The sequence below is a fragment of the Oharaeibacter diazotrophicus genome (assembly GCF_004362745.1).
GTDB classification, from domain to species: Bacteria; Pseudomonadota; Alphaproteobacteria; order Rhizobiales; family Pleomorphomonadaceae; genus Oharaeibacter; species Oharaeibacter diazotrophicus.
In genome coordinates this window covers 328,538-355,162 of the sequence record NZ_SNXY01000007.1, presented here as the reverse complement: position 1 = coordinate 355,162, position 26,625 = coordinate 328,538, and the positions used below count along the sequence as shown (strand labels likewise).

The window sequence follows — 26,625 nt, the reverse complement described above, 5'->3', positions numbered from 1 at the left end:
GGTCTCCTCCGTCACCGCTGGAGGTCGACGACGTTGCGGCTCATGAACACGCGCTCGCCACGGCGTTCGGCGTCGAGCACCAGGGTCCAGCGGCCGGCACGGATGCCGTCAAGTTCGCCGGAATAGGCGCCGGGCGCCGTCTCGGTCAGGACGACGGTGCGGTCGTGGGCGGTGTCGACGGTGTGCGCCAGCGTCACCGTGACGTCGAGGCCGGCGATGGCGACGCCGTCGCGGTCGTGGAAGGTCACCGAGACCGCGGCGCCGGCGGCGTTCAGCGCCGGGTGGGCGTCGACGACCCAGCCGCGGGCGGCCTGCGCCTCGGCGGCGGCGACGTCGGCCTCGTAATCCTGGCCGGCCTTGTAGCTCGAGGCGACCTCGACGCCGGGGAAGGTCGAAACGGCGAGGTAGATGAAGGCGCCGTTGGCGGCGAAGATCACGGCGAAGAAGCCGATCACCCAGGCGAGCACGCCCCATCCGGTGAGCGGGCGGCCGTTGGCGGCGTCGGTCGAAGCGGTCATGTCCAGGTCCTCCTCGGGCGGGATGGCCCCCGGCGTCGGCGCCCGTCCGCGCCGCCGCCGGGGTCGTCGGTCCGGTCAGTCGTGACCGTCGTGGTCGCCCTTGTGGTGGTCGTCGTAATTCTCGGGCGTCTTGAAGAAGTCCTTCGCCGTCGCGGTCTCGCCGTCGGCGAGGTCGACGATGCGGAACACCACCGGGGTGGCGTGCGGCATCGTCACGCCGCCGGGCACCGCCACGGTGACGCGGACCTCGCGGGTGGTGTCCGGATCGAGGGCGATGACCGGGCGGCCCGAGATCTTCTCCTCGACGCCGACAGCCTCGACCACCGCCTCCGGCGGCAGGCCCTCGACGGCGAGCGCGAAGGTGCGCGGCTCGGTGCGCTTGTTGAGCAGGCGCACGGTGTAGCCGTTGCGGATGCCACCGTCCGACAGCAGCACCGCGATCGGGTTGCGGTCGTGCAGGACGTTGACGTCCTGGAACGAGCGGGTCGCCAGCGCGTAACTCATGATGCCGCCGACGACGGCGATCACCGCGGCGTAGAGCACCGTGCGCGGCCGCACGATCCGGTAGATCGGCGGCTTGCCGGCGGCGCGCCGAGCGATGTTCATGTCGGTGTCGTAGCCGATCAGGCCGGGCTCGCGGCCGACCTTGGCCATCATCGTGTCGCAGGCGTCGATGCACAGGCCGCACTGGATGCAGCCGAGTTGCAGGCCGTCGCGGATGTCGACGCCGGTCGGGCAGGCGTTGACGCAGGCGCGGCAGTCGATGCAGTCGCCGGCCGGCTGGTGGGCGGCGCGCGCCTTCTCCGCGGTCTTGACCGACATGCGCGGCTCGCCGCGGTCGCCACGGTAGGTGACGTTGAGCGCCCACTCGTCGGTCAGCGCCGCCTGGATGCGCGGCCACGGGCACATATAGAGGCAGACCTGCTCGCGCATGAAGCCGGCGAGCGCGTAGGTCGTGAAGGTCAGGATGCCGATCCAGACGTAGACCGCCAGCGGCGCCTGATTGGTGATCAGATCGTGCACCAGCGTCGGAGCGTCGGCGAAGTAGAGCACCCAGGCGCCACCCGTCCACCACGCGATCATCACCCAGGTGACGTGCTTCATGGTCTTGCGGGCGATCTTCTCCCCGGTCCACGGCGCCTTGTCGAGGATCATCCGGTCGCGGCGATCACCCTCCCAGAAGCGCTCGACCTCGAAGAACAGGTCGGTCCACACGGTCTGCGGGCAGAGGTAGCCGCACCAGATCCGGCCGGCGACCGCGTTCATCAGGAACAGCGCGACGGCGGCGAGCACGAGCAGGCCGGTGAGGTAGTAGACCTCCTGCGGCCAGATCTCGATGAAGAAGAAGTACGCCCGGCGACCGGCCATGTCGATCAGGACGGCCTGGTCGGGTGCGTTCGGGCCACGGTCCCAGCGCACGAAGGGCAGGAAATAGTAGATGCCGAGGGTGATGAACAGGATCGCCCACTTGATCGTGCGCAGGCGCCCGCTGACCTTGGCGGGATAGTTCTTCTTCGCCGCGGCGTAGAGAACCTCTCCACCCGGCGCCTCGTCTTGTTCGACGCGCATGTGCCGTCACGCTCCTCGCGGACGCGAAAGGCTCTTCCGTCCGCCCCGGTCCGCGGGCCCGACTATGCCGCGGATGTGGTGCCGGCACTTTGACTTCTGTCAAAGGGCGGCTCTCCGGCCGGCGTCGGATCGTCGCGGCGGATCGCGCGGAGAACCGCGCGTTCCCGCGCCCGTGGCCGCCATCCACCGTACCGTCGGCGCGGGCCCTGCGAAATCCGACGGTCCGCACCGCGCCGGACGCAGGGAACGACCCCGCGCTCGCGCGGTTCGCTCGGGCAGACCCGTCCCGCACCGGAGGATCCCCCATGCGCTTCCCGCGCCGTCGAACCGTCGTCGTCGCCACGGGCGTCGTCTTCGCCCTGGTCGGGCTGGCTCTGATCGGCGGCGGTGGCTGGCTCGCCGCCCTCGGCGGCAGTTGGGCCTATGCGGTGATCGGCATCGGCACGCTCCTGACCGGGCTGCTGCTCGTCGCCGACCGCCTCTCCGCCTTCACCGTCTTCGCGCTGGTGATCCTCGGCACCCTCGCCTGGGCGCTCATGGAGCGCGGCTTCGACTGGTGGCCGATGGCCGCGCGCGGCGACGTCGTGTTCCTGCTCGGCGCCTGGCTGGTCGTGCTCGGCCTGCTCCGGCCGGGCCGACGGCTGGTCGCCGCGGGGCCGGTGGCGGCGACGCTGCTGGTGGCGGGCGGCTGCGGCGTCTACGCCATGACGCGCGACGTCCACGACGTCGCCGGCAGCCTGCCGGGACCGGTCGCGGGCGCGACGGCCGCGCCGCGCGGTGGCTTCTCCGACGGCGACTGGCCGGCCTGGGGCGGCACCAACCACGGCGACCGCTATTCCACCGTCGCCGAGATCACGCCCGCCAACGCCGACCGGCTCGAGGTGGCGTGGCACTACCACACCGGCGACCTGCCGCGGGCGGGCGATCCCGGCGAGACCACCTTCGAGCTGACGCCGGTCAAGGTCGGCGACCGGCTCTACGTCTGCACCCCGCACGACTACGCCATCGCCCTCGACGCCGAGACCGGACGCGAGATCTGGCGCTACGACCCGAAGATCGCGGTGCGCTCCAACCTGCAGCACCTCACCTGTCGCGGCGTCTCCTACCACGGCCCGGAGAACGGCGGCGCCGCCGCGGCGAACGGCGAGTGCCCGGCGCGGATCTTCCTGCCCACCGCCGACGCCCGGCTGATCGCGCTCGACGCCGCCACCGGCAAGCCCTGCGCCGGCTTCGGCGACGGCGGCGCGGTCGACCTCTGGCAGGGCATGCCCGACCCGAAGGGCCACGCCGGCATGTACTACTCGACCTCGCCGCCGGTGGTGACCGCCAGCCTCGTGATCATCGCCGGCGAGGTCACCGACAACTATTCCACCGACGAGCCGTCGGGCGTGATCCGGGCCTACGACGTCGTCACCGGCCGCCTCGTCTGGAACTTCGATCCCGGCCGGCCCGACGTCACCACCCCGATCGGCCCGGGCGAGACCTACACCCGCAACTCGCCGAACAGCTGGATCGTCTCGGCGGCCGACGAGGCGCTCGGGCTCGTCTACGTGCCGCTCGGCAACCCGACGCCGGACCAGTTCGGTGGCCACCGGACGGCCGAGATGGAGCGCTTCTCCTCCTCGATCGTGGCGCTCGAAATCGCGACCGGGCGGCTGCGCTGGGTCTACCAGACCGTCCACCACGACCTCTGGGACATGGACGTGCCCGCCCAGCCCTCCCTGGTCGACATCGACACCGCCAAGGGCCGCGTCCCGGCCCTGGTCCAGCCGACCAAGCGCGGCGACCTCTACGTGCTGGACCGCCGGACCGGCGAGCCGATCGTTCCCGCCCCGGAGAAGCCGGTGCCGCAGGGCGCCGCGCCCGGTGACCGCACCAGCCCGACCCAGCCCTTCTCGGCGCTGACCTTCCTGCCGCCGCCGCTGGTCGAGGCCGACATGTGGGGGGCGACGCTGTTCGACCAGCTCGCCTGCCGGATCGCCTTCCGGCAGCTGCGCTACGAGGGCATCTTCACGCCGCCGTCGCTCGAGGGTTCGCTGGTCTATCCCGGCAACTTCGGCATCATCGACTGGGGCGGCATCGCCGTCGATCCGGTCCGGCAGGTCGCCTTCGCCAACCCGAGTTACTTCGCCTTCCATTCGCAGCTGATCCCCCGCGCGCCGGAGGAAGCGGCGCGCACCGGCTCGCAGCCGCCCCCGGGCGGCGGGTCGGGCCAGGAGCACGCCGACGAGACCGGCGCCAACCCGATGCACGGCACGCCCTACTCCGTCGAGATGGGGCCGCTGGTATCGCCGATCGGCCTGCCGTGCCAGCAGCCGCCGTGGGGCTACGTCGCCGGCGTCGACCTGCGGTCGGGCACGGTGGTCTACCGCCACCGCAACGGCACGGTGCGCGACCAGTCGCCGGTGCCGCTGCCCTTCGAGATGGGGGTGCCGAGCCTCGGCGGGCCGCTCGTCACGGCGGGTGGCGTCGGCTTCCTGACCTCGACGCTCGACTACTACATCCGCGCCTACGACGTCACGACCGGCCGCGAGCTCTGGAAGGACCGCCTGCCCGCCGGCGGTCAGGCCAACACCATGACCTATCGCGCGCCGAGCGGCCGCCAGATGGTGCTCGCCATGGCCGGCGGCCACGGCTCGCTCGGCACCAAGACTGGCGATTCGATCGTCGCCTACGCCCTGCCCCGGCGGGCGGCGGCCGCGCCGTGAAAAAGAAAGGCGGCAGCACCCTCTCGGATGCCGCCGCCCCGTTCGCTCGTGCCCTCCGGAGCGCCGTCAGGCGCCGCCGCCGAGCGAATGCACGTAGACCGCCAGCGACTTGATGGTGACCGGGTCGAGCTTGCCGCCCCAGGTCGGCATCACGCCGCGACGGGCGTTGGTGATCGTCTCGACCACCGTCTTCTCGTCGCCGCCGTAGAGCCAGATCGCGTCGGTCAGGTTGGGCGCGCCCATCTCGGGCAGGCCCTTGGCGTCCTCGCCGTGGCAGGCGGCGCAGTTCTCCGCGAAGAGCTGCTGGCCGGCCGCGGTGTCGGCGCCCTCGACCTTGCCGCCCGAGAGCGACAGGACGTAGCCGGCGACGTTCTTGATCTGCGTGGCGTCCAGAATGCCGTCCTTGCCGAAGGCCGGCATGTCGTTGACGCGGGTGTCCGGGCTGGTCGAACGGATGCCGACGGTGATCGTGGTGTGGATGTCGTCGAGCGTGCCGCCCCACAGCCAGTCGTCGTCCTGCAGGTTCGGGAAGCCCTTGGACCCGGTCGCGCCCGTGCCGTGGCACGGGGCGCAGTTGTCGCCGAAGGCGGCCTTGCCGTTGGCGAGCGCGAACTCCAGCAGCTTCGGATCGTCGTTGATCTGCTGCAGGGTCGCGTCCTTCAGGCCACCGCCGAGCTGGAGCCGGGCGGCCTGTCCGGCGGCGGCGTCGGCGAGGGCGGCCTCGCGCTGGGAGTAGCCGAGGAAGCCCTTGGTGTAGCCGCTGACCAGGGGCCAGGAGGGATACACGAAGTAGTACCCGATCGAGAAGGCGATGCAGAGGTAGAACATCCACAGCCACCAGCGCGGCAGCGGATTGTTCAGTTCCTTGAGGCCGTCCCACTCGTGACCGGTGGTCGAGACCCCGGACACGTGGTCGATTTCCTGGTGAGCCATGGCTCAGTCCTCCTTGAACGGGATCTGGGCCGCGTGATCGAACTTGGCCTTGTTCTTGGGCCAGACCGCGTAGACGACGACGGCGAGGAAGATGAGGAAGAAGTAGACGGTGCCACCCTGCTGGGCGAAGGCCGCCACCTGCTCGTAGGAGAGTTCCATGTCGGGCCCTCCTCAGCGCAGGTTGGCTTTGTCGTCGTAGGCCGAGAAGTCGACCAACGTGCCGAGCATCTGCAGATAGGCGACCAGGGCGTCCATCTCAGTGAGCTTCGCCGGATCGCCGTCGAAGTCGCGGACCACCGCCTTCGGATAGCGCTTGAGGAAGTCCTCGACGTCGCCGTCCGGGTTGACCTGGGCCGCGAAGTCGGCACGGGCCTTCTCGATGTCCTCGTCGGTGTAGGGCGTGCCCTCGATCTTCAGCACGGTCATGTCGTCGGCGATGCGGGCGCCGTCGAGCGTCTTGCTCGCCAGGAAGGCGTAGCGCGGCATGATCGAGGCCGGGACGACGTCACGGGGGTTGATCAGATGCGCCACGTGCCAAGCGTCGGAGTACTTGCCGCCGACGCGGGCGAGGTCCGGACCGGTGCGCTTGGAGCCCCACTGGAACGGATGGTCGTACTGGCTCTCCGTCGCCAGCGAGAAGTGGCCGTAGCGCTCGATCTCGTCGCGCATCGGGCGGATCATCTGGCTGTGGCAGAGGTAGCAGCCCTCGCGGACGTAGACGTTGCGCCCGGCGAGCTCGAGCGGCGTGTAGGGACGCATCCCGTCCGCCGTCTCGATGGTGCTCTTCAGGTAGAAGAGCGGGACGATCTCGACGAGGCCGCCGATGGCGACCACGAGGAGGATGCCGACGAGAAGGAGGATCGAGTTCTTCTCGAAGATCGCGTGCTTGTTGAAGAGTGACATCTGGCGCTCCTCCTCACTCGGCCGGGGCCAGGGCCACCCGCGGGGAGGCCTCTTCGGCCTCGCCGTAGCGGATGGTCATGTACAGGTTGTAGGCCATGATCAGCGAGCCGACGAGGAACAGGCCGCCGCCCGCCGCGCGGATCAGGTAGTAGGGGTGCATCGCCTCGACGGTCTCGATGAACGAGTATTCGAGGAAGCCGAGCTCGGTGTAGGCGCGCCACATCAGGCCCTGCATGATGCCCGAGACCCACATCGCCGAGATGTACAGGACGATGCCGAGGGTCGAGACCCAGAAGTGCCAGTCGACGAGCTTCAGCGAGTAGAGCTGCTTGCGGTTGAACACCCACGGCACCAAGCAGTAGAGCGCGCCGAAGGAGACGTAGCCGACCCAGCCGAGGGCACCGGAGTGCACGTGGCCGATGGTCCAGTCGGTGTAGTGGCTGAGGCTGTTGACGGCCTTCACCGACATCAGCGGGCCTTCGAAGGTCGACATGCCGTAGAAGGCGACCGACACCACGAGCAGGCGCAGGACCGGGTCGGTGCGCAGCTTGTCCCAGGCGCCCGAGAGCGTCATCAGACCGTTGATCATGCCGCCCCAGGAGGGCATCCACAGCATCACCGAGAAGGTCATGCCGAGGGTCGAGGCCCACTCGGGAAGAGCGGTGTAGTGCAGGTGGTGCGGACCGGCCCAGATGTAGAGGAAGATCAGGGCCCAGAAGTGCACGATCGACAGGCGGTAGGAGTAGACCGGCCGCTCGGCGCGCTTCGGCACGAAGTAGTACATGATCGCCAGGAAGCCGGCGGTCAGGAAGAAGCCCACGGCGTTGTGGCCGTACCACCACTGGACCATGGCGTCCTGGACGCCGGACCAGACGATGTAGGACTTGGTGCCGAACACCGAGACCGGGATCGTCACGTTGTTGCCGAGGTGCAGCATCGCGATCGTGACGATGAAGGCGAGGTAGAACCAGTTCGCCACGTAGATGTGCGGCTCCTTGCGCTTCCAGATGGTCGCGAGGAACAGCAGCAGGTAGGCGACCCAGACCACGGTCAGCCAGAGGTCGGCGTACCACTCGGGCTCGGCGTATTCCTTGCCCTGGGTGACGCCGAGCAGGTAGCCCGTGCCGGCGATGACGATGAACACGTTGTAGCCGAGGATCACGAACCACGGCGTGATCCGGCCCGGCATGCGGACCTGGCAGGTGCGCTGGACCACGTAGAACGAGGTCGCCAGCAGCACGTTGCCGCCGAAGGCGAAGATCACGGCCGAGGTGTGCAGCGGGCGCAGCCGGCCGAAGTTGATCCACTCCAGACCCATGGAGAGGTCGGGATAGGCGAGCTCCAGGGCGATGATCAGGCCGACCAGGAAGCCGGCGATGCCCCAGAACATGGCGGCGATCGAGGCGAACCGGATCGGACCGTAGTTGTAGTTCGGCTTGCCGTTGATCTCGGCGGGCGCGGTGGCGCCGTGGGCGTCGAGATAGGTCTTGACGATGAGGTACACGCCCGCCGCGGCGGCGAGCGCGCCGATGGCGGCGTGGAACGCCATCACCGGGTCCAGGGCCTTGCCGGCGATCAGCAGGCAGCCCAAGGACAGGAGGCCCAGGAAGACGGCGAAGCCACCCTCCTCGAGCGACATGAGAGGTGACGACCTCTGTGCTGTCATGTTTGTCGCCCCGTTCCTTTACGAAAGCATCTCGAACCCGCGCGAATTTGCGCGAGGGATCGGGGGCGACCGTAGAGACGACGGGGGGCCTCCACCTTGATCGAGATCAACCGACCGTGAACGACCGCGTTGTCCTCATGGGGGAGAAGACGTATCCACCGCGCCGGCGGCGTCGGGGTCGTCCGGCAATACCTCGTTCTCGAAGTCGGATTCCCGCGGGACCGGCTCGCGCGGCGAGGCCCACCCGGCCCCGAGCACGAGGCGGGCGAGCAGCGGCACCAGGGCGGTCATCGCGACGAATCGCGCCAGGTGGTGCGCGGCGACGAAGGCCGGATCGACGTCGAGGGCGAAGGCGAGGATCACCATCACCTCGAGGCCGCCGGGCGCGTAGGCGATCAGCAGGCGCGAGAGGTCGATGCCGGTGAGGACCGACACCGCGACCGCGCCGGCGACCGCCATCGCGAAGGCGGTGAGGAACGCGCCGATGCCGGCGGTCAGCGTCGCGACCAGCAGGCGCGGGCTGGTGCCGGCGAAGCGCAGGCCGAGCATGGCGCCGAGACCGACCATCGCCGGCACCAGCAGCGCCGGCGGCAGCGCGCCGCCAACGACGCCGAACCCGTGCAGGAGGCCGCTGGCGACGAAGGCGCCGAGCAGGATGCCGGCGGGCACGCGGGCGAAATGGCCCGCCGCCGCGCCGGCGAGGCCGGTGGCGAGCAGCAGCGCCAGCGATCCGATCCCCTCCACCGCCGGTGTCGGCGGCGGGGCGGACGCGGCGGGGTCGACGGCGGTGACCACCAGCGGCAGCACGCCGACCAGCATGAACAGGCGCAGCGTCTGCGACAGCGCGACCCGGCGAATGTCGGCCCGGCTCGCCTCGGCGGTGGCGAGGGTCATCGACAGCGCCCCGGGGATCGAGCCGAAGAAGGCCGACGGCGCGTCCCAGCCGGCGACGCGGCGCAGGTAGAGGTAGGAGCCGGCGATCATCGCGATCACGGATACCGCGAGGCCGGCGAGCGACGGCGGCCACTCGCCGAGCCGGGCGAGCAGGTCGCGGTCGATGCCGCCGGCCATGGAGACGCCGAGCAGCACGTAGATCCCGTCGCGCAGCCGCACCGGCACCTTGGCGTCGAGACCGAGGAGCGCGGCGGCGGCGACCACCACCATCGAGCCGGACAGGAAAGCCGCGGGCAGGCCGACCGCGGCGAAGACCGCCCCGCCCGCCGCGCCGAGCGCGAAGACGACGGCGAGACGCAGGGCGTTGCCGGATGCGGTCACGACGGCGCGCCCGATGCGCGGGATGTTTGACCTCCGTCAATGAACGCGGGCGCCGGCCGCATCACGATAGGATCCATGAACGCACATCCGCACATCGCCACGGACCTCGGCTCGGTGATCCGCCGTCAGGTCCCCCGCTACACCTCCTATCCCACCGCGCCGCACTTCACCACCGACGTCGGCCCGGAGGCGTACGAGGACTGGCTCCGACGCGCCGGCGCGAGCGGCCTGCCGGTGTCGCTCTATCTCCACGTGCCCTACTGCCGCTCGATCTGCCACTACTGCGGCTGCAGCACCAAGGCCTCGCGCAAGGACGGTCCGGTCCGCGCCTACGTCGAGGTGCTCCGGCGCGAGATCGCGATGGTGGCCGAACGGCTCGGCCCGGTCGCGGTCTCCCACGTCCACTGGGGCGGCGGCACGCCGAACCTGCTCGGCCACGCCGACTTCGAGACCCTGGTCGGCGATCTGCACGCGCATTTCGACCTTTCCGCCGTCGTCGAGCACGCCATCGAGCTCGACCCGCGCGAGATGGGGCCGGACGACGCCCGCTTCCTCGCCCGCATGGGCGTCAACCGCGCCAGCCTCGGCGTCCAGGATCTCGATTCGACCGTGCAGGAGGCGATCGGCCGGCACCAGCCGCTGGAGCTGGTCGAGGCCGCGGTGTCGCAGCTCCACCGCGCCGGCATCGGCGCGATCAACATGGACCTGATCTACGGCCTGCCGTTCCAGACCCACCAGACGATCCGGCGCACCGCCATGCACGTCGCCGGCCTCGCACCGAGCCGGATCTCGCTGTTCGGCTACGCCCACGTGCCGTGGTTCCGTCCGAATCAGCGCCTGATCGACGAGGCCAGCCTGCCCGGCGGCGACCTGCGCCTCGCCCTGTCCAGGACGGCGCGCGAGACCATCGACGCCTTCGGCTACGAGGCGATCGGAATCGACCACTTCGCCCGCCCCGAGGACCCGCTGACGCTGGCGCGCGACGCCCGCACCCTGCACCGCAACTTCCAGGGCTACACCACCGACGACGCGCAGATCCTGGTCGGCTTCGGCTCGTCCTCGATCGGGCGGACGCCGTGGGGCTACGTCCAAAACGCGGTCGCCAACGGCGTCTGGCGTCGCGCGATCGAGCAGGACCGGCTGCCGGTCGAGCGCGGCCGCGCCTATGCCGGCGAGGACCTCCTGCGCGCCGCGGTGATCGAGGAACTCCTGTGCTTCTTCGACGTCGACCTCGCCGCGGTCGCCGCCCGCCACGGCGCCGACCCGGCGGTGCTCGCCGGCGGGATCGACACCCTGCGCCCGCTGATCGCGGCCGGCTGGGTCGAGGTCGACGGCTGGCGCGTCGCGATCCGCACCCACGGCCCCGAGATCGCCCGCGTCGTCGCCAGCGCCTTCGACGCCTATCTCGGCACCGGCGGGCGGCATTCGGTTGCGGTGTAAGGACGCGGTGATGTGCGGAACGGAACTCGTGCCGTAGGTTGCTTCCCGATCCCTCCCCACCGGGAACGACGACATGAGCGATCGGGATACCGCTGGCGCCGCGTTCTTCACGCTGGACGTCCGATTCTACTGCCGACCGGAAGAACGGGAAGCGATCACGGCGATGCTCGGCTTCGAGCCGACGAAGTTCCTGCCCCCGAGGACGAAAGGTTCCAGACCGGCTTCGGGCACATGGATCCACGACGGCAGCGACACGGCCGGCTACCAGGACGAGTGGACTTCGGTGGCCGATTCCTTCGACTTCATGTTCGGTGTCCTCGCCGATCGCGCCACGGCCATCCGGCAGGTATCGGAGCGATACGAAGGATACTGGTGGCTGGGGAACTTCTTCTCCATCTGCGAACGCAGTTTCGTCCTCGAGCGACGACACCTGCTGCGGTTGCCGGAATACGGCCTCGGCCTCTATTGCGGCAGTTTCGTGTTTTCGGACGATCCGGAGACCGGCGATGCCACGTCGTGACGGGCACCCTCGTCCGAAAACGAAGAAGCGCCCCGTCGTCGCCGACGGGGCGCGAGTCGGCCTCGGGGATCGCGAGGCCCGGGAGGGGCCGCGAGAGGGGAGAGTCGCGGCCGATGGCGGAAGGGAGGAGATGCGGGCGCCGGCCTGCCGGCGCAGCCGGTCAGTGGATGCCGGTGAGGCGGCAGACGCGGCAGACGTCGGGGAGACGGATGCGGTCGTTCTTCTCGATCGAGATGATGCCGCGGCGCTTGAGGTCGGACAGGACCCGGCTCACCGTCTCGATGGTGAGGCCGAGATAGTCGGCGATCTCCTGGCGGGTCATGCGCAGGACGACGACCTTGTCGTCGCCGCCGGCGGCCTTCGGGCCGGTGCAGCCGATCATGCCGCGGTTCGGCACGAAGCGCATCAGGAAGCTGGCGACGCGTTCGGCGGCGGACTTGCGGCCGAGCAGGACGGCGTGGGAGTGCAGCGCCTCGATCCGGCCCATCAGGCAGCGGTTGACGTGGTTCTGCAGGTCGGCCGAGCGCTCGATCTCGCGCTTGTCGAGGACGCGGACGTCGCTCGGCACCAGCGTCTCGGCCGAGCAGTCGTAGACGCCGGTCACGGACATGCCGAACAGGTCGCCGGCCGAGAGGATGTCGACCACCTGGCGGCGGCCGTCGGCGAGCAGGCGGTAGAGCATGATCGAGCCCGACGCCACCTCGTAGAGATGGTCGGCGGTGTCGTCCTCGTGGAACAGCACCTCGTGGCTGTCGAAGCGCTCGATCCGGGTGCGGGCCGCGGCGAGATAGTCGGTCCAGGCGGTGTCGTCGACGTGGCGCGGCGCCCGGGTGCCGTGGTAGCGGCCGACCGTACGCGGCGCGAAACCGCTGTCGGAGATCGCGTCGGCGGTGTCGAGGCGCTGCTTGGTGTCTACGTACATGGTCCCTCCTCGGACGCCGTGACGGCGTCCCGCTGCTCGAGGGCTTCGTCCGATCGGGCCGCCCGTCCGCGGCTTGCGATCGTCGACCGTACCCTGTCCGGGCACTCGGGTTCCGGGGCCGTCCGCCCCTTCTCCCAGGTCCGCCGCTCGATGGGGAAACGATACGGGGACCCGGCCCCGGGAGAAATTCCGTTCCGCTACGTAGGACTTGTTGCTTACGTCGAATGGCGGAGGTGAAAACGGCGGAGGCCGCGCCGCCGCTCGGCGCACATTCGTCGACCACCGCCACGGGTGGCGGCGGTGGCGGATACGCCGGTGGCGCGATCAGTGCGGCGGGCTGGCGGTGGTCATCGCCTCGAGCCAGTCGGCCGAAGGCGGCTTGCGCAGGACCTGGACCGGGCGCAGGTGGCGCGTCTCGCGCTCGATCGTCAGCGACGACTTGCCGGAAATCACGATGATGCGCGGCGGATCGGCGAGCGCCGACAACCAGGCGACGAGGACCGCGCCGCCGATTCCGGGCAGGCCGAGGTCGACGATCACGGTGTCGCCGCCCCTGGGCGGCGCGCTCGAGAACAGACTCTCGGCGGAGGAGCGGACGGTCGCGTCGTGCCCTGCTCCCACGAGCAACGCCTGAAGCGCGTCGGCCACCGCCGGATCATCCTCGACGATCACGAAAGACACATCACGTCCCCGACCTGGGCGGACGCCCGGCTGGGCACCCGCCACATAATCTGCCCCTGTTGGTCGTGATTTATTATCCGTGTTCGCCCGTACCCGCAGTCAACACGATGCGGACGAGGTCGGCGGCGTTGCGGGCGCCGAGCTTCTCCATGATCCGGGCGCGGTGCACCTCGATGGTGCGCGGGGAGATGCCGAGCCGGCGGCCGGCCTCCTTGTTGGAGGCGCCGGCGGTGATCTCGCGCAGCACGTCGCGCTCGCGCGGGGTCAGCAGTTCGGCCCCCGGGAAGTGGTGGGCGTCGCGCGGCTTGGCGTCGGCCCGGCGCATCGCCTCCATGGCCTGCCGGACCCGGCCGACCACGGTCTCGGCGTCGAACGGCTTCTCGATGAAGTCGACCGCGCCGAGCTTGATGGCGCTCACCGCCATCGGGATGTCGCCCTGGCCGGAGATCACGAACACCGGCGCCGCGAAGGTCGAGAGGTCGATCGCCTTGAGCACGTCGAGGCCGGAGCGGCCGGGCATGTGGACGTCGAGCAGCACGCAGTCGGGGGCGTCGGTGCCGATCGCCTCCAGGAAGTCGTCGCCGTTGGCGAAGGCGCGCGCGGTGAAGCCCTCCAGGTCGAAGACGACCGTCAGGGCGTCCCGGACCGACGAATCGTCGTCGACGATGAAAACGCTGCCGCTGCTCTCGCCCATGGTCACCCCTTCGTATCCTCGTCTCTGCGGGCCCGCGCGCCGTCGCCGATCGGGAGCGACAGCGTGAACGTGGCTCCCCGCCCGTCGCCACCCGGAAGGGCGGAGAGATCGCCGCCGTGATTCTGGGCGATCGAACGGGAGATCGCGAGCCCGAGCCCCATGCCGGATTTCTTGGTCGTCGTGAAGGTGCGGAACAGCGTCTGCGCCGCCTCGGGCGACAGGCCGGGACCGCTGTCCGAGATCGAGACGGTGGCGACGCGCTCGTCGCCGCCGATGTCGACCTCGACCCAGCGCCCGGCGCTGTCCTTGGCGACCTCGACCGCGTTGCGCAGCAGGTTGACGATGATCTGCTGGATCTGGATCGGGTCGACGTCGACCACCTTGTGCTTGTCGCGGTAGCTGCGCCGGATCGTCACCGTCGAGCCCTGGGCGACGAAGTCGGAGAGGTCGATCACCTCGTCGACGAGGTCGTGCAGGTCGATTCGCGTGCGCTCGGGCTCGCGCTTCTCGACCATCTGGCGCATGCGCTGGATGATGCCGGCGGCGCGCTCGGCCTCGGCGAGCGCCTTCTCGAGCACGCCCAGCACCTTGTCGCCGGCGGGAGCGGCGGGCGCGGCCCTGCTCTGGCGGATCACCGCCTGCATGTAGAGCATCAGCGCGGTCAGCGGCTGGTTGAGCTCGTGCGCCATGGCGGCGCCCATCTCGTCCATCGCCGACAGCCGCGTCATGTGCATGATCTGCGCCTGCAACTGCGAGACCCGCAGCTCCACCGCCTTGCGCTGCCTCAGATCGCGCAGCACGCCGATGAACTGCCGGCCCTCGGACGTCGCCGCCTCGCCGACCGACAGCTCGATCGGGAACACCGTGCCGTCCTTGTGCCGTCCTGCGACTTCGCGGCCGATCCCGATGATCTTGCGGTGCCCGGTGCGGCGATAGTTCTCCATGTAGCCGTCGTGGGCGTCGGCGTAGGACGGCGGCATGATCAGTTTGACGTTCTGGCCGACCGCCTCCACGGCGGTGAAGCCGAACAGGGCCTCGCAGCTCTTGTTGAACGCGAGGATCCGCCCGAGTTCGTCGATCACGATGATGCCGTCGGCCGCCGTGTCGAGGAGGCTCTCGAAACGGGCCTCCGACACGCCGGACCGCTCACGCTCGCCGGAGGTATCGTCCACCCCGCGGAAGTTGTGCATCCCCAGCCTGCCCCTGCCCCTTCACCCGAGCGAGAATCGCGGCCCCATCCACGGATCCCGATCGTATTTCACCCCATGGACCGGCCGTTGTCCAACCATACCTTCAAGCGCTCGGCGGCGATTTGCAGGTTTGCCGATCCCCTCGCGAAGCAGAGGCGCATGAACCCCGCCCCGGCGTGTCCGAAGGCCGTCCCGGGCGCCAGACCGACGTTCGCCTCGTCCACGAGACGCAACCCGAGGCGGCGGACGTCGGGTTCGCCGTCGATCGAGAAGAACAGGTAGAACGCCCCCTCGGGCCGGGAGAAGCGGACCCGCCCGCTCGCCTCGAGCGCGCCGGCGACGATGTCGCGGCCGGTGCGGGCGCGGGCGACCTGTTCGGCGAGGAAGCCGTCGCCGTCGCCGAGCGCGGCGATCGCGGCGCGTTGCATGAACACCGCCGTGCCCGAACTCGAATACTGGATCAGGTTCTGGATCGTCTCCGACAGCGCGGTCGGCACCTCGATCCAACCGATCCGCCAGCCGGTCATCGCCCAGTTCTTGGAGAAGGTGTTGACGAAGATCACCCGGTCGTCCTCGTCGATCAGGTGGTGGAACGACGGCGCCACCGGCCGTCCCTCGACGTAGTGGAAGCGGCCATAGACCTCGTCGGCGACGATCCAGAGCCCGTGGCGGCGGGAAAGCTCGAGGATGGCGGCGAGCGTCGCCGCGTCGGCCGTCCATCCGGTCGGGTTGGACGGCGAGTTGACGAAGATCGCCCGGGTCGCCGGCGTGATCGCCGCGGCGAGGTCGTCGAGGTCGAGCGTGAAACCGTCGTTGCCGAAGCGCATCGGCACCTCGACCGGGCGGGCGCCGCGGATGCCGACGGCGGCGGCGAAGTTCGGCCACGCCGGCGTCGGCACCAGCACCTCGTCGCCCGGGCCGGCGATCGCGGTAACCGCGAGTTGGATCGCGTGCATGCCGCCGCCGGTGACGAGGAAGCGCGCCGGTTCGAACGGGCGGCCGAACAGCGGGCCGTAGACGCGATCGTGATAGGCCGCCAGCGCCGCGCGGAACTCCGGCAGGCCGGTCTGCAGCGTGTAGAAGGTTTCGCCGGCGGCGAGCGATCGCGCCGCCGCCTCGTGGACGAAGGCCGGCGTCGGCAGGTCGCCCTCGCCGGCCCAGAGCGGCACGATTCCGGGCTTGCCGTGACCGTGCCGCATCACCTCGACGATGCCGCTCGGCGGCGCGCCGCGCGCGTCGGCGGTGAGGGAGGAGAGGAGGCGGTCGGTCTGGCTCATCGGGGACATCCTGGCGCGGCGCCGGCTGCGCCGCTCGCGCGCCCTGCCATATCGCGGCCGGGCGCGCGGGGAAACCCCTGCCGGCGGTCGGGACCGGCGGTCAGCGCGCCTTGAGGGCGTCGCGGATCTCGGTGAGGAGCACCACCTCGGCCGACGGCGCCGGCGGGGCGGCGGGAGCGGCGGCCTCCTTGCGCTTCAGCCGGTTCATCGCCTTGACGACCATGAACAGCACGAACGCCACGATCAGGAAATTGATGAACAGCGTCAGGAAGTTGCCGTAGGCGAGCGTGGCGCCGGCCTTGCGGGCCGCCTCGAGGTCGTTCTCGACCGGCGTGCCGGCGAGCTGGACGTAGAGGTTGGTGAAGTCGATGCCGCCGGTGATCACGCCGACGATCGGCATGATGATGTCGGCGACGATCGAGTTGACGAGGCCGCCGAAGGCGCCGCCGATGATCACGCCGATGGCGAGGTCGACCATGTTGCCCTTGAGGGCGAACTCCCGGAATTCCTTCAGCATCGCCGCAACTCCCCTAGAGACGAGAAAAACGTCAACCGTCCGTCAACCTTTTAGCAACCGCGCCGGCGCGGTTGAAGCCCGCCGTTCACGCCGTCCACCATCGCGCCGCCTCCTCCCCCCGGGTCCCTCCCGATGGACAAGGCCGGCGCGACGTGGTCGGATCGGACCCGATGAGGCACGGCGCGGGGAACGCCGGCCGGGAGGGGCGGCGGATGCTGCTGCAGGGTTGGGCCATCATCGCGGTGGCGCTCGCCTACATCGGGGCGCTGTTCCTGGTGGCGAGCCTCGGCGACCGCCGCAGCCTGCGGCGACCCGGCGGCCGTGGCCGGCCGATGATCTACGCCCTGTCGCTCGGGGTCTACTGCACGTCCTGGACCTTCTTCGGCGCAGTCGGCCTCGCCGCCGGCCACGGCTTCGACTACCTGACGATCTACGTCGGGCCGATGCTGGTGTGGGCGCTCGGCTATCCGGTGATCCGGCGGATCGTCCGCCTCGCCAAGGCCGAGCACATCACCTCGATCGCCGACTTCCTCGCCGCCCGCTACGGCAAGAGCCAGGCGGTGGCGGCGACGGTGGCGATCATCGCGGTGGTGGCGACGCTGCCCTACATCGCGCTGCAGCTGAAGGCGGTGTCGAGCTCGGTGTCGGCGCTGATCTCGTTCGACCACGGCGAACCGATGGGCCCGGTGCCGGTGATCGGCGACGTCGCGCTCCTGGTGGCGCTGACCATGGCCGCCTTCGCGGTGCTGTTCGGCACCCGCCACATCGACGCCACCGAGCACCAGGAGGGCCTGATGCTGGCGGTGGCGACCGAGTCGGTCGTCAAACTGGTCTGCCTCGTCGCCGTCGGCATCTACGTCACCTTCCACCTGTTCGACGGCCCGGCCGACCTCTGGGCCAAGGCCGAGCAGACCGGCGCCTCCGCGGTGCTGCGCAACGGCGGCCAGGGCGGCACGCTGATCGCGCAGACGCTGGTGTCGGTGTTCGCGATCCTGATGCTGCCGCGCCAGTTCCACGTCACCGTGGTCGAGAACAACGCCGACCGCGAGATCCGGCGCGCGACCTGGATGTTCCCGCTCTATCTGGTCGCGATCAGCCTGTTCGTGGTGCCGATCGCGCTGGCCGGCCTGATCCGGCTCGGCCGCGACGTGCCGGGCGACCTGTTCGTGCTGGCGCTGCCGATGCACGCCGGCGACGGCTTCGTCACCATGGTCGCCTTCGTCGGCGGGCTGTCGGCGGCGACCGCGATGGTGATCGTCGCCTGCGTCGCGCTGTCGATCATGATCTGCAACGACCTCGTGATGCCGTTCCTGCTCCGGCGCCGGCCCGACGACGCCCTGAACCGGCGCGACATCGGCAGCCTCGTGCTGGTGGTGCGGCGGATCGCGATCTTCGTGCTGATGGTCGCCGGCTACGTCTACTACCGCGCCGCCGGCAATTCGGCGGCGCTGGCCTCGATCGGCTTCCTGTCCTTCGCCGCGATCGCGCAGCTGGCGCCGGCCTTCCTGATCGGCCTCGTCTGGCGCGGGGCGACCGCGCGCGGCGCCATCGCCGGCATGGTCACCGGCTTCGCGCTCTGGCTCTACACGCTGATGCTGCCGGCGCTCGCCGGCGCCGGGCTGGTATCGACCGACGTCCTGCATTCCGGCCCGTTCGGGCTCGAACTCCTGAAGCCCGAGGCGCTGTTCGGCATCGCCTTCGAGCCCTTCACCCACGGCGTGTTCTGGAGCCTGACGCTGAACGCGCTGGTGCTGGCGACCGTGTCGGCGCTCGGCCGGCCGCGGCCGATCGAGCGGGCACAGGCCTCGATCTTCGTGCCGCCGCAGTTCGCCCCGGCACCGTCCTACCGGCGCTGGCGCACCAGCGTCACCGTCGACGACCTCAGGACGACGGTGGCGCGCTACATCGGCGAGGAGCGCACCGAGCGCTCGTTCAACCGGCACGCCCGCGAGCAGGGCGCGACGCTGGAACCGCTGATGCCGGCGAGCGTCGACCTCCTGCGCTTCGCCGAGCAGATGCTGGCGAGCGCGATCGGCGCGGCGTCGGCCCGGCTGGTGCTGTCGCTGCTCCTGAAGCGGCGCGACCCGTCGACCAAGGCGGCGATGAAGCTGCTCGACGACGCCACCGAGGCGATCCAGTATTCGCGCGACCTGATGCAGATCGCGCTCGACCAGGTCGCGCAAGGCATCGGCGTGTTCGACAAGGACCTGCGGCTGATCTGCTGGAACCGGCGCTACCGCGATCTCCTCGACCTGCCGCCCGAATTCGGTCAGGTCGGCACGCCGCTCACCGAGATCCTGCGCTACAACGCCGAGCGCGGCCTCTACGGCGACGGCTCCCCGGAGGACATCGTCGCCGACCGGCTCGACCGCTTCGTGCGCCGGCTCGCGACAGTGCAGGAGACGCTGCAGCCGACCGGCACCGTGCTCGAACTGCGCACCAGCGCCATGCCGGACGGCGGCATCGTGATGACCGCCACCGACATCACCGACCGCGTCGAGAGCGAGCGCGCGCTCGCCCGCGCCAACGAATCCCTCGAGCGCCGCGTCAAGGAGCGCACCGAGGCGCTGACGGCTGCCAACGACGCCCTCGCCAAGGCCAAGGCAACCGCCGACGAGGCCAATCTCGGCAAGACCCGCTTCCTCGCCGCCGCCAGCCACGACATCCTGCAGCCGCTCAACGCGGCGCGGCTCTACACCACCAGCCTCGTCGAGAAGACCGCCGGCGGCGGCCTCTCCGACCACGTCGCCAACATCGACGCCTCGCTGGAATCGGTCGAGGAGATCCTCGGCGCCGTGCTCGACATCTCCCGGCTCGACACCGGGGCGCTGAAGCCGGAGATCGGCCTCGTCCGCCTCGACGAGGTGTTGAAGCCGCTGACGCTCGAGTTCGAACCGCTCGCCCGCGACAAGGGCCTCGAACTCGTGGTGGTGCCTTCGACCGCCACCGTGCGCTCCGACCGCCGGCTGCTCCGGCGCATCCTGCAGAACCTGATCTCCAACGCGATCAAGTACACCGAGGAGGGCCGCGTCCTGGTCGGCTGCCGGCGGCTCGGCGGGCGGATCGCGGTCCAGGTCACCGACACCGGCATCGGCATCCCCGCCGCCAAACAGCGGGCGATCTTCCGCGAATTCCACCGGCTCGACGCCGGCGTCCGCGTCGCCCGCGGGCTCGGGCTCGGGCTGTCGATCGTCGAGCGCATCGCCCGGGTGCTCGACCATCCGGTGACGGTGGACTCGACGCCCGGCCGCGGCTCGACCTTCCGGATCGAACTGCCCGAGGCGGCGCCGCTGCCGAACCTCGTGGTCGCACAGCCGCAGCCGAAGCCACCGACGGCCGATCTCGCCGGCCTGTCGATCCTGTGCATCGACAACGAACCCCGGATTCTCGACGGGATGCGGGCACTGCTGGAAGGCTGGGGCTGCCGGGTCGTCACCGCCCCCGGGGCCAAGGAGGCGATCGCCGCGGTCAAGGAGACCGGCGCGCCGGACGTCATGCTGGTGGACTACCACCTCGACGAGGGCACCGGCATCGACGCGGTGGTGCGGCTGCGCTGGCGCTTCGGCGGCGACATTCCCGCCGTGCTTATCACCGCCAACCGTCAGCCGACCGTAAAGTCCGAGGCGGCGGAGAAGGACGTCGGCGTCTTGTTCAAGCCGGTCAAACCGGCGGCGCTGCGCGCGATGATCGCCCAGCAGCGCGCGAGCCGGGCCGCCGCGGAATAGGCGGCGCGCGCCCCGGGGATCGGCCGACGGGCGCGGGGGATCCCGGCGCCGGGCCGGGACGCCGCGACGACCGCGTCAGTCGTTGGCGGGAGCGCCGCGGGCGGCCGACATCGACACGACCTCGCCGCCGGTCCTGGCGGCGTCGTGGCGCGAGGGGGCGGCGGTGCTCGGCAGATCCGTCGCCGACCAGTCGAGCACGTTGCAGGAGCCGGCGACGAGCGCCTCGCGAACCACGGTCTCGACGTCGAAGGCCATCGGCGACGGCGCACGGCGACGAACCTCGAGATAGGTGCCCGGCGTCACGCCTCGGCGTGCCACGTGGCGCAGGGCCGCGTCGAGCAGCAGGGCTTCGTTCGGGCACTGAATCGTCGCGGTCGCGTGGAGATAGCGCATGGTCGATCCGTCGTCGTGTGAGATGGCGAGACCATGCCGAAGCCGGCGGATTTTATCCAGTTGATAAAACAATGGGCTGAAATCCATTTCTTGCATATCTCCGGGACGCCGCCGGAGGTCGCATCTGATTTATAAGGCGTTTCCGCCATGTGTACGCCGCACGACCGGTGGCGCGACGCCGCGCCGCCACCGCGCGGCAGCCGACTCGCCTCGAGGAACTGATATCGTTTTCAGCGATCCCCCCATCGTCCGCTTCGATGATCGCGCGGTGCGGCGGCCTGGTCGTCGGTCAGTAGCGGGACAACCGCAGGCCCGCCGCGACGGAGCCGCGCTGGGTGAAGGAGCCGAACGTCTCGGAAAACCGGTGCGAGATCGAGCCGGACGCCGACGTCGTTCCGAACCGGATCGCGCCGCCCCAGCGGTCGGTGAGCGGGCCGGTCGCGAAGGAGGCCGACGCGCCCTTCAGGGGCACGTCCTTGGCGAAGCCGATCGCCCAGTCGTCCTCCCAGTCGCACGGCGCCGAGTTGGATATGGCCTCGCCGCCGAACAGGGAGACGCGCGCCGCGCCCGGCTTCTTCTGCGACAGCGTCGCCTGGACCCGGCCGGCCAACCCCAGCTTGGCGGTGCAGGTCGTCTTGCCGTTCTCGACGAGGCTGGCGCGGCCGAGAGCCGAGACGTCGCCCTGGAAGCGCGACCAGCACGACGGCGCGAAGGTCACCGCGACGGACCGCGCTCCCTGCGACGGCCGGTAGGAGACGGCCGGCAGGCGGACGGTCTCGGGGACGCCGTTCGGATCGGTGTAGGTGAGGCTCGGCACCATGGTGAAGCTGCCGTCGATGGCGGCGAGGCGGTCCTTGCGCAGCTACGACACCCGCCGGCTCAGCTCGGAGAAGCCGGCGCAGATCGCCGCGCCGGGATCGTAGGCATGTCCGCAGCCGAGCCGGTACTTCGGCGGCAGCGCCGCGCACGAACTCACCGTGAGCAGCGGGCAGAGGAGGTTCATCGAGAACTCGAGGTCCGACTGCACCTGGTCGACCCGGCGCAGGTACTCCTTGACCACCAGCAGGTCGACCTCGGCGCGCCAGTCGTTGGCCTGCGGCGAGACCCGCCGCGCCGGAATGTCGACCGTGCCGAAGCCCGGGCCGACGACCCGGAGCCCGACGCCGCCGACGTCGATCGGCCGTGGATAGGCATAGGGCGCCGGACAGGCCGCCAGCGTCGCCGAGAAGGCGACGCCGCCGACCGGGATCCGCCGGGCCGAGGCCGGCGGCGTCGGCCGGCCTGCCGCGAGGCGACGAAGGACCAGGCCTCCTCGCCGATCCGCGCCACCGCGGCGACGTCGTCGGTCGGCGATCGGTAGATCGTCAGCGAGTCGGCGGCCGCCGACACGGCGACCACGTCGGCGGCGGCGGCCGGCGGGATCGCCGGGAGGAGAAGGGCGGCGAGGACGGCGGGAACGGCGGTGCGCACGGCGGATCTCCGGTTGCGGAGAGGGGGCCGGACCGCGCGGCGGCGCGCGGCCGGTGCGGCGGGACGACGCGCCGCAGGGATCCGTCGGTGCGGACACCAGCGCCGTGGAGACCGGCGCGCCCGACCTCTTGCCGGTGGACGACCGCCTCGACGCCAATCCCGGCATCGACGCGCTCGTATCGGCATCTCGGCCGCGCCGTCGCCGCGGCGTCGATCATCGCCAGCGGGGCCCGGATCGTCAAGCCGGCGGCGGTGCCGTCCGACCCGCCGGCCCTCGATGTTTCATCCGTTACAGACGGGTCGTTCGGCGCGACCTCGTACCGAAACAACCCGGGTTCATCGTCACTTTCAACGCCGGACGACGGAAATCACGGATCGACCGGCGCTCAGGTCCTCAGCAACGCCTCCCGCCGTCGCCATCCGAAAAGGAACGAACCGATGTCCAAGTTCACCGCCCTCGCCACCGCCGTCTTCGCCATCGCCACCGCGGCCACCGTCTACGACGCGTCCGCCCTGCAGATCACCGGCAACCGTCTGATCGAGCAGGCGAGCAGCGACTGCGGCGATCTGATGAACTGCTACGTCACCTTCAGCCCCGTTCCCATCGGCAAGCGCCTCGTGATCACCGACGTCAGCTGCAGGGCCATGATCCCGAAGAACGAGAGCATCTACTACTCGCTGCTGAATGGGACCAAGTCCAACGGGTCCAAGACGGAGCAGGAGACCTACCTCACCATGACGAAGATCGGCGACGCCCCCTACGGCGGCACGAGCATCTGGCAGGTGAATCAGAAGGTGACCCACGTCCTGCTGGCCGGCCAGCGCCCCTACATCGGCATGTATCGGACGACCGACAGCCTCTTCAACACGGGCACCGACTGCTCGATCTCCGGCATCCTGGAGTGACCACGCCCGCCGCAGGAGCCGCTCGCGACCCCGCCCCTCGTCGAGGGGCGGGGCTTTCGCTCAGCCCGCCGCCTGCAGCGCCTGCCACTGGCCGTTCTCGATCTTCGAGGCGGCGATCACGGCCTGGGTGCGGCTCTCGACGCCGAGCTTCTGCAGGATCGCCGAGACGTGCGCCTTGACGGTCGCCTCCGACACCGTGAGCTCGTAGGCGATCTGCTTGTTGAGCAGCCCCTCCGACAGCATCATCAGCACGCGCACCTGCTGCGGCGTCAGCGAGGCCAGCCGGGCGACGAGGTCGGAATTCTCGTCGCGACCGGAGATGTCGATGTCGGGCGGGGTCCAGACGCCGCCCTCGAGCACGCGGCCGACGGCGGTGCGGATCACCTCGATGCCGAGCGACTTCGGGATGAAGCCCGAGGCGCCCATTTCCATGCAGCGGCGGATCACGGCCGCCTCCTCGGTGGCCGAGACCACCATCACCGGCACGCCCGGGAACGAGGCGCGCAGGTAGAGCAGGCCGGAGAAGCCGCGGACGCCCGGCATGTTGAGGTCGAGCAGCACGAGGTCGACGTCCTCGTCGGCGGCGAGCGCCGTGCCCATCGCCTCGATCGAGCCGGTCTCGATGATGACGACGCCCTCGAACATCCCCTCCAGCGCCTGACGCAACGCGCCGCGGAACAGGGGATGGTCGTCGGCGATCAGAAACCGGTAGCGTGCGTTCTCCATGGCGCTCTCCCCCCTCGCGCGACGGCGACCGGCACCCCGTGCGGGAGCGTCCGGGTCGGCGGGGAACGGGGCGGGACGATCCTGTCGTCCGCCCGACGGGGCCTTCTCGCGGGCCCTCCTCCCCTCCGACGGCGGCACCCGTCCGGGACCGCCGCGACCGTCTCGTGAAAACAGTATCTATCCTCGCCCCCGCCCTGCAAGCCTGGAAGATGCCGAGGGGCGGAAATGCAAGGGACGCGGGACTTTCCCGCCTCAGATCCGGCTCTCGTCGCCGAACTCGCGGCGCATCTCGCGGACCATGCCGAAGAAGCGCCGGAACGCCTTGTCGGAGAAGTCGAGGAACTCGTCGAGCCGCTTCTCCTCGTCCGCGGCGTCCGCCGGCGGGCGGCGCTCGGCGCGAAGGGCCGCGACCTCGGCCTCGAGGTCTGCGACGCGCTTCTTCAGCGCGGCGATCTCGCCCTCGTAGGCGTCGCGGTCGTCGGGCACGAGGCTGCAGCGCCACGCGCCGGCCTTCTCCTCGCAGAGCGAGATCCGGCCGTCGCGGCGGTCGATCTTGAGGTGGCGGCCCTCGGCCGGGGCGATCGCGAAGTTGTCCTCCGCGGCCACGGGGCCGTCCACCGGCGGCGGCGCCGGTTCGGCGGCCACGGCGGCGCCCGCGACCAACGCCGCGAGGGTGGCGACGACGATGCGCATCACGTCCTCCTTGCCCGAGCCCCGCGCACAGTCTAGGCGCCGGAGCCGCCCGGCGCCATGGCGTCGCGGCGAAAAGGGCGGGCGGTCGGACGATGCGGGAAGCGCGACGGTCTCAGAGCCCGCGCCGGCCGAAGGTCTGCGGCGGGTTGCTTGGGCCGCCGCCCTGCCAGCCGGCCGGTCGCGACCAGCCGCCATCGGACGGCGACCGAGCGTCCGGGCCGGCGTCCGGCGTCTCGCCCGGGCCGGCGGCGACGTCGCGGCGGACGACACGCGCCACGATCTCGTCCCGCAGCGCCGCGTCGAGGGCGGCGCGGTCGGCCGGGTCGAGATCGTAGCGGTTCGGGCCGGGCGTGCCGGCGAGGAAGCCGCACTCGACCAGCACCCAGAGCGAGCCGACGTAGGGCACGCAGTTCATCAGCAGCCACACCGCCGACTTGTCACGGTCGTGCCAGCGCTTGACCTGAAGCGCGACGGTGATCCAAAGCCCGACCAGGAAGCCGAGGAACAGCAGCGCAAAGGCGGCCGGCGACGGCCCCTCCGGACCGGCGCGCCACATGGCTAACAGCGCGAAAACGATGGCGATCGAGATCAGCATCGGCACGAGGCCGCCGACCCAGAAGGCGAGCCGGCCGATCCGGCCGCGGAACCCGAACAGGAGATTGAACAGCGACATCGCGGCCCCCGTGCCGTGGAGACCGCGACTTTGACGTGCCGGACATGACGCCCCGGTTGCCGGATCAGCGCCCGCGCGCGATTTTTCGCGCGATGGTTGACGCGAGGTTTCACCCGGCGCCGGGGCGCGGGATCAGTCGCGCAGGAGGTCGTTGATCGAGGTCTTGGAGCGGGTCTTCTCGTCGACGCGCTTGACGATCACGGCGCAGTAGAGGCTGGGACCGGGCCGCCCGTCCGGCAGCGGCTTGCCGGGCAGCGAGCCGGACACCACCACCGAATAGGGCGGCACGCGGCCGACGTGGACCTCGCCGGTCTCGCGATCGATCACCTTGGTGGAGGCGCCGATGAAGACGCCCATCGAGATCACCGACCCCTTGCCGACCACGACGCCCTCGACCACCTCGGAGCGCGCGCCGACGAAGCAGTCGTCCTCGATGATGGTCGGGCCGGCCTGCATCGGCTCCAGCACGCCGCCGATGCCGACGCCGCCCGAGAGATGCACGTTCTTGCCGATCTGGGCGCAGGAGCCGACGGTGACCCAGGTGTCGACCATGGTGTCGGTGTCGACGTAGGCGCCGAGGTTGACGAAGGACGGCATCAGCACGACGCGCGGCGCCACGAAGGCCGACCGGCGCACCACCGCGCCCGGCACGGCGCGGAAGCCGGCGGCGCGGAACTCGTCCTCGCCCCAGCCGGCGAACTTGGAGGGCACCTTGTCCCACCAGGTCGCGCCGCCGGGACCGCCGGGGATCACCGCCATGTCGGTGAGGCGGAACGACAGCAGCACCGCCTTCTTGAGGAACTGGTTGACCACCCAGTCCTCGCCGATCTTCTCGGCGACGCGCACCTTGCCGCCGTCGAGCAGGTTCAGCGCCTCCTCGACCGCCTCGCGGACGGGGCCGCGGGTGTCGAAGCCGACGTTCGCCCGGTCCTCCCAGGCGGCGTCGATGGTGGCGGCGAGGTCGGCGTGGGCGGCGAGCGCGGCGGAGGTCATGGCTTGTCCCCGGACGAAGGGCTGGATCGGCGCGGGACCCTAGTGAAGCCCGCCCGCCGTTGCAACGCCCCGAGCGGGCGCCGCGACGAACCGGCCCGCCGCGAGGTCTCCGAGCGGCCGGCGCGCGCTGCCGCGGCGGGAACCCGAGGGGTGTCCGAGGGGTTACCGAAACTCAAAGCGCTTCGAGCGTGAGAACGGCCGGATTGCGGCGGGATTCCGCCGAAAACAAAATC

25 protein-coding genes are annotated in these 26,625 nt (G+C 70.6%); 5 read left to right on the top strand and 20 right to left on the bottom strand.

Annotation, left to right across the window (positions count from 1 at the left end; translation table 11 throughout):
- Positions 1-11: 11 nt before the first annotated feature.
- The gene (locus EDD54_RS10185; protein ID WP_126541064.1) at positions 12-518 is read right to left on the bottom strand and encodes a FixH family protein; all 507 of its coding nucleotides are present in this window, start codon (positions 516-518) and stop codon (positions 12-14) included.
- Between the two features lie 75 nt (positions 519-593).
- The gene (gene ccoG, locus EDD54_RS10180; RefSeq protein WP_126541063.1) at positions 594-2,087 is read right to left on the bottom strand and encodes a cytochrome c oxidase accessory protein CcoG; all 1,494 of its coding nucleotides are present in this window, start codon (positions 2,085-2,087) and stop codon (positions 594-596) included.
- 305 nt (positions 2,088-2,392) lie between these two features.
- On the opposite strand from ccoG, the gene EDD54_RS10175 reads away from it, so the two are divergent.
- A complete protein-coding gene (locus EDD54_RS10175) occupies positions 2,393-4,795 on the top strand; it encodes a membrane-bound PQQ-dependent dehydrogenase, glucose/quinate/shikimate family (RefSeq protein WP_126541062.1) in 2,403 nt (800 codons plus the stop codon).
- A 66-nt stretch (positions 4,796-4,861) separates the two neighbouring features.
- On the opposite strand, the gene ccoP is transcribed toward EDD54_RS10175, so the two are convergent.
- From ccoP to EDD54_RS10150, 5 genes are all read right to left on the bottom strand, one after another.
- Entirely contained in the window at positions 4,862-5,728 is an 867-nt protein-coding gene (gene ccoP, locus EDD54_RS10170; RefSeq protein WP_126541061.1) for a cytochrome-c oxidase, cbb3-type subunit III, read from the bottom strand.
- A 3-nt stretch (positions 5,729-5,731) separates the two neighbouring features.
- Positions 5,732-5,887 carry a cbb3-type cytochrome oxidase subunit 3 gene (locus EDD54_RS10165; RefSeq protein WP_126541060.1) on the bottom strand — a complete coding sequence of 52 codons (156 nt, stop codon included), beginning with the start codon at positions 5,885-5,887 and terminating at the stop codon, positions 5,732-5,734.
- Positions 5,888-5,899: 12 nt separating this feature from the next.
- Positions 5,900-6,631: a cytochrome-c oxidase, cbb3-type subunit II gene (gene ccoO / locus EDD54_RS10160; protein WP_126541059.1), complete on the bottom strand. Its 732-nt coding sequence runs from the start codon at positions 6,629-6,631 to the stop codon at positions 5,900-5,902.
- A gap of 13 nt (positions 6,632-6,644) precedes the next feature.
- Positions 6,645-8,180, bottom strand: a complete 1,536-nt coding sequence (gene ccoN, locus EDD54_RS10155) for a cytochrome-c oxidase, cbb3-type subunit I (protein ID WP_425374993.1) — start codon at positions 8,178-8,180, stop codon at positions 6,645-6,647.
- A 252-nt stretch (positions 8,181-8,432) separates the two neighbouring features.
- The gene (locus EDD54_RS10150) at positions 8,433-9,572 is read right to left on the bottom strand and encodes an AbrB family transcriptional regulator (RefSeq protein ID WP_165644369.1); all 1,140 of its coding nucleotides are present in this window, start codon (positions 9,570-9,572) and stop codon (positions 8,433-8,435) included.
- Between the two features lie 75 nt (positions 9,573-9,647).
- Here EDD54_RS10150 and hemN point away from each other — a divergent pair, with 75 nt between their 5' ends.
- The gene (gene hemN, locus EDD54_RS10145) at positions 9,648-11,012 is read left to right on the top strand and encodes an oxygen-independent coproporphyrinogen III oxidase (protein WP_126541056.1); all 1,365 of its coding nucleotides are present in this window, start codon (positions 9,648-9,650) and stop codon (positions 11,010-11,012) included.
- 73 nt (positions 11,013-11,085) lie between these two features.
- A complete protein-coding gene (locus tag EDD54_RS10140) occupies positions 11,086-11,532 on the top strand; it encodes a hypothetical protein (RefSeq protein ID WP_126541055.1) in 447 nt (148 codons plus the stop codon).
- 160 nt (positions 11,533-11,692) lie between these two features.
- Here the strand turns inward: EDD54_RS10140 and EDD54_RS10135 are convergent, their stop codons facing one another.
- The 6 genes from EDD54_RS10135 to mscL form a co-directional block, all read right to left on the bottom strand.
- Positions 11,693-12,454: a Crp/Fnr family transcriptional regulator gene (locus EDD54_RS10135; RefSeq protein WP_126541054.1), complete on the bottom strand. Its 762-nt coding sequence runs from the start codon at positions 12,452-12,454 to the stop codon at positions 11,693-11,695.
- A gap of 324 nt (positions 12,455-12,778) precedes the next feature.
- Positions 12,779-13,126: a response regulator gene (locus EDD54_RS10130; protein WP_281009833.1), complete on the bottom strand. Its 348-nt coding sequence runs from the start codon at positions 13,124-13,126 to the stop codon at positions 12,779-12,781.
- 82 nt (positions 13,127-13,208) lie between these two features.
- Positions 13,209-13,829 (bottom strand): response regulator transcription factor, encoded by a 621-nt coding sequence (locus tag EDD54_RS10125; RefSeq protein WP_126541053.1) that lies wholly within the window; start codon positions 13,827-13,829, stop codon positions 13,209-13,211.
- 2 nt (positions 13,830-13,831) lie between these two features.
- On the bottom strand, positions 13,832-14,965 hold the full coding sequence (locus EDD54_RS10120) for a two-component system sensor histidine kinase NtrB (RefSeq protein WP_245515719.1): 1,134 nt from the start codon (positions 14,963-14,965) through the stop codon (positions 13,832-13,834).
- 122 nt (positions 14,966-15,087) lie between these two features.
- Positions 15,088-16,296, bottom strand: coding sequence for a pyridoxal phosphate-dependent aminotransferase (locus EDD54_RS10115; protein WP_207620276.1), 1,209 nt, complete (start codon positions 16,294-16,296; stop codon positions 15,088-15,090).
- 100 nt (positions 16,297-16,396) lie between these two features.
- On the bottom strand, positions 16,397-16,813 hold the full coding sequence (mscL, locus tag EDD54_RS10110; protein ID WP_126541050.1) for a large conductance mechanosensitive channel protein MscL: 417 nt from the start codon (positions 16,811-16,813) through the stop codon (positions 16,397-16,399).
- A 212-nt stretch (positions 16,814-17,025) separates the two neighbouring features.
- Between mscL and EDD54_RS10105 the strand changes: the two genes are divergently transcribed.
- Entirely contained in the window at positions 17,026-20,538 is a 3,513-nt protein-coding gene (locus EDD54_RS10105; protein WP_245515718.1) for a hybrid sensor histidine kinase/response regulator, read from the top strand.
- A gap of 75 nt (positions 20,539-20,613) precedes the next feature.
- On the opposite strand, the gene EDD54_RS22930 is transcribed toward EDD54_RS10105, so the two are convergent.
- From EDD54_RS22930 to EDD54_RS10095, 3 genes are all read right to left on the bottom strand, one after another.
- Positions 20,614-21,018, bottom strand: a complete 405-nt coding sequence (locus tag EDD54_RS22930; RefSeq protein WP_166653444.1) for a hypothetical protein — start codon at positions 21,016-21,018, stop codon at positions 20,614-20,616.
- Positions 21,019-21,220: 202 nt separating this feature from the next.
- Complete coding sequence (locus EDD54_RS10100) at positions 21,221-21,751, bottom strand: hypothetical protein (protein ID WP_126541049.1); 531 nt, start codon at positions 21,749-21,751, stop codon at positions 21,221-21,223.
- Positions 21,752-21,793: 42 nt separating this feature from the next.
- Entirely contained in the window at positions 21,794-21,991 is a 198-nt protein-coding gene (locus EDD54_RS10095) for a hypothetical protein (protein ID WP_126541048.1), read from the bottom strand.
- Positions 21,992-22,839: 848 nt separating this feature from the next.
- Between EDD54_RS10095 and EDD54_RS10090 the strand changes: the two genes are divergently transcribed.
- Positions 22,840-23,307: a hypothetical protein gene (locus EDD54_RS10090; protein WP_126541047.1), complete on the top strand. Its 468-nt coding sequence runs from the start codon at positions 22,840-22,842 to the stop codon at positions 23,305-23,307.
- Between the two features lie 60 nt (positions 23,308-23,367).
- On the opposite strand, the gene EDD54_RS10085 is transcribed toward EDD54_RS10090, so the two are convergent.
- The 4 genes from EDD54_RS10085 to dapD all read right to left on the bottom strand — a co-directional run bounded on the left by EDD54_RS10085 (position 23,368) and on the right by dapD (position 26,392).
- On the bottom strand, positions 23,368-24,033 hold the full coding sequence (locus tag EDD54_RS10085) for a response regulator (protein WP_126541046.1): 666 nt from the start codon (positions 24,031-24,033) through the stop codon (positions 23,368-23,370).
- Positions 24,034-24,285: 252 nt separating this feature from the next.
- Positions 24,286-24,726 (bottom strand): hypothetical protein, encoded by a 441-nt coding sequence (locus EDD54_RS10080; RefSeq protein WP_126541045.1) that lies wholly within the window; start codon positions 24,724-24,726, stop codon positions 24,286-24,288.
- 112 nt (positions 24,727-24,838) lie between these two features.
- The gene (locus tag EDD54_RS10075) at positions 24,839-25,399 is read right to left on the bottom strand and encodes a DUF805 domain-containing protein (RefSeq protein ID WP_126541044.1); all 561 of its coding nucleotides are present in this window, start codon (positions 25,397-25,399) and stop codon (positions 24,839-24,841) included.
- Between the two features lie 132 nt (positions 25,400-25,531).
- Complete coding sequence (gene dapD, locus EDD54_RS10070; protein WP_126541043.1) at positions 25,532-26,392, bottom strand: 2,3,4,5-tetrahydropyridine-2,6-dicarboxylate N-succinyltransferase; 861 nt, start codon at positions 26,390-26,392, stop codon at positions 25,532-25,534.
- Positions 26,393-26,625 lie beyond the last annotated feature (233 nt).

Bases quoted from the DNA above. Each gene is read 5' to 3' on its own strand.
- EDD54_RS10105 (WP_245515718.1), top strand. From the start codon at position 17,026: ATGCTGCTGCAGGGTTGGGCCATCATCGCGGTGGCGCTCGCCTACATC.
- EDD54_RS10165 (WP_126541060.1), bottom strand. From the start codon at position 5,887: ATGGAACTCTCCTACGAGCAGGTGGCGGCCTTCGCCCAGCAGGGTGGC.
- EDD54_RS10185 (WP_126541064.1), bottom strand. From the start codon at position 518: ATGACCGCTTCGACCGACGCCGCCAACGGCCGCCCGCTCACCGGATGG.
- dapD (WP_126541043.1), bottom strand. From the start codon at position 26,392: ATGACCTCCGCCGCGCTCGCCGCCCACGCCGACCTCGCCGCCACCATC.
- ccoO (WP_126541059.1), bottom strand. From the start codon at position 6,631: ATGTCACTCTTCAACAAGCACGCGATCTTCGAGAAGAACTCGATCCTC.
- EDD54_RS10085 (WP_126541046.1), bottom strand. From the start codon at position 24,033: ATGGAGAACGCACGCTACCGGTTTCTGATCGCCGACGACCATCCCCTG.
- EDD54_RS10175 (WP_126541062.1), top strand. From the start codon at position 2,393: ATGCGCTTCCCGCGCCGTCGAACCGTCGTCGTCGCCACGGGCGTCGTC.
- EDD54_RS10115 (WP_207620276.1), bottom strand. From the start codon at position 16,296: ATGAGCCAGACCGACCGCCTCCTCTCCTCCCTCACCGCCGACGCGCGC.
- EDD54_RS10140 (WP_126541055.1), top strand. From the start codon at position 11,086: ATGAGCGATCGGGATACCGCTGGCGCCGCGTTCTTCACGCTGGACGTC.
- EDD54_RS22930 (WP_166653444.1), bottom strand. From the start codon at position 21,018: ATGGATTTCAGCCCATTGTTTTATCAACTGGATAAAATCCGCCGGCTT.
- EDD54_RS10135 (WP_126541054.1), bottom strand. From the start codon at position 12,454: ATGTACGTAGACACCAAGCAGCGCCTCGACACCGCCGACGCGATCTCC.
- EDD54_RS10080 (WP_126541045.1), bottom strand. From the start codon at position 24,726: ATGCGCATCGTCGTCGCCACCCTCGCGGCGTTGGTCGCGGGCGCCGCC.
- EDD54_RS10090 (WP_126541047.1), top strand. From the start codon at position 22,840: ATGTCCAAGTTCACCGCCCTCGCCACCGCCGTCTTCGCCATCGCCACC.
- mscL (WP_126541050.1), bottom strand. From the start codon at position 16,813: ATGCTGAAGGAATTCCGGGAGTTCGCCCTCAAGGGCAACATGGTCGAC.
- hemN (WP_126541056.1), top strand. From the start codon at position 9,648: ATGAACGCACATCCGCACATCGCCACGGACCTCGGCTCGGTGATCCGC.
- EDD54_RS10125 (WP_126541053.1), bottom strand. From the start codon at position 13,829: ATGGGCGAGAGCAGCGGCAGCGTTTTCATCGTCGACGACGATTCGTCG.
- ccoP (WP_126541061.1), bottom strand. From the start codon at position 5,728: ATGGCTCACCAGGAAATCGACCACGTGTCCGGGGTCTCGACCACCGGT.
- EDD54_RS10100 (WP_126541049.1), bottom strand. From the start codon at position 21,751: ATGGTGCCGAGCCTCACCTACACCGATCCGAACGGCGTCCCCGAGACC.
- ccoN (WP_425374993.1), bottom strand. From the start codon at position 8,180: ATGGCGTTCCACGCCGCCATCGGCGCGCTCGCCGCCGCGGCGGGCGTG.
- EDD54_RS10075 (WP_126541044.1), bottom strand. From the start codon at position 25,399: ATGTCGCTGTTCAATCTCCTGTTCGGGTTCCGCGGCCGGATCGGCCGG.
- ccoG (WP_126541063.1), bottom strand. From the start codon at position 2,087: ATGCGCGTCGAACAAGACGAGGCGCCGGGTGGAGAGGTTCTCTACGCC.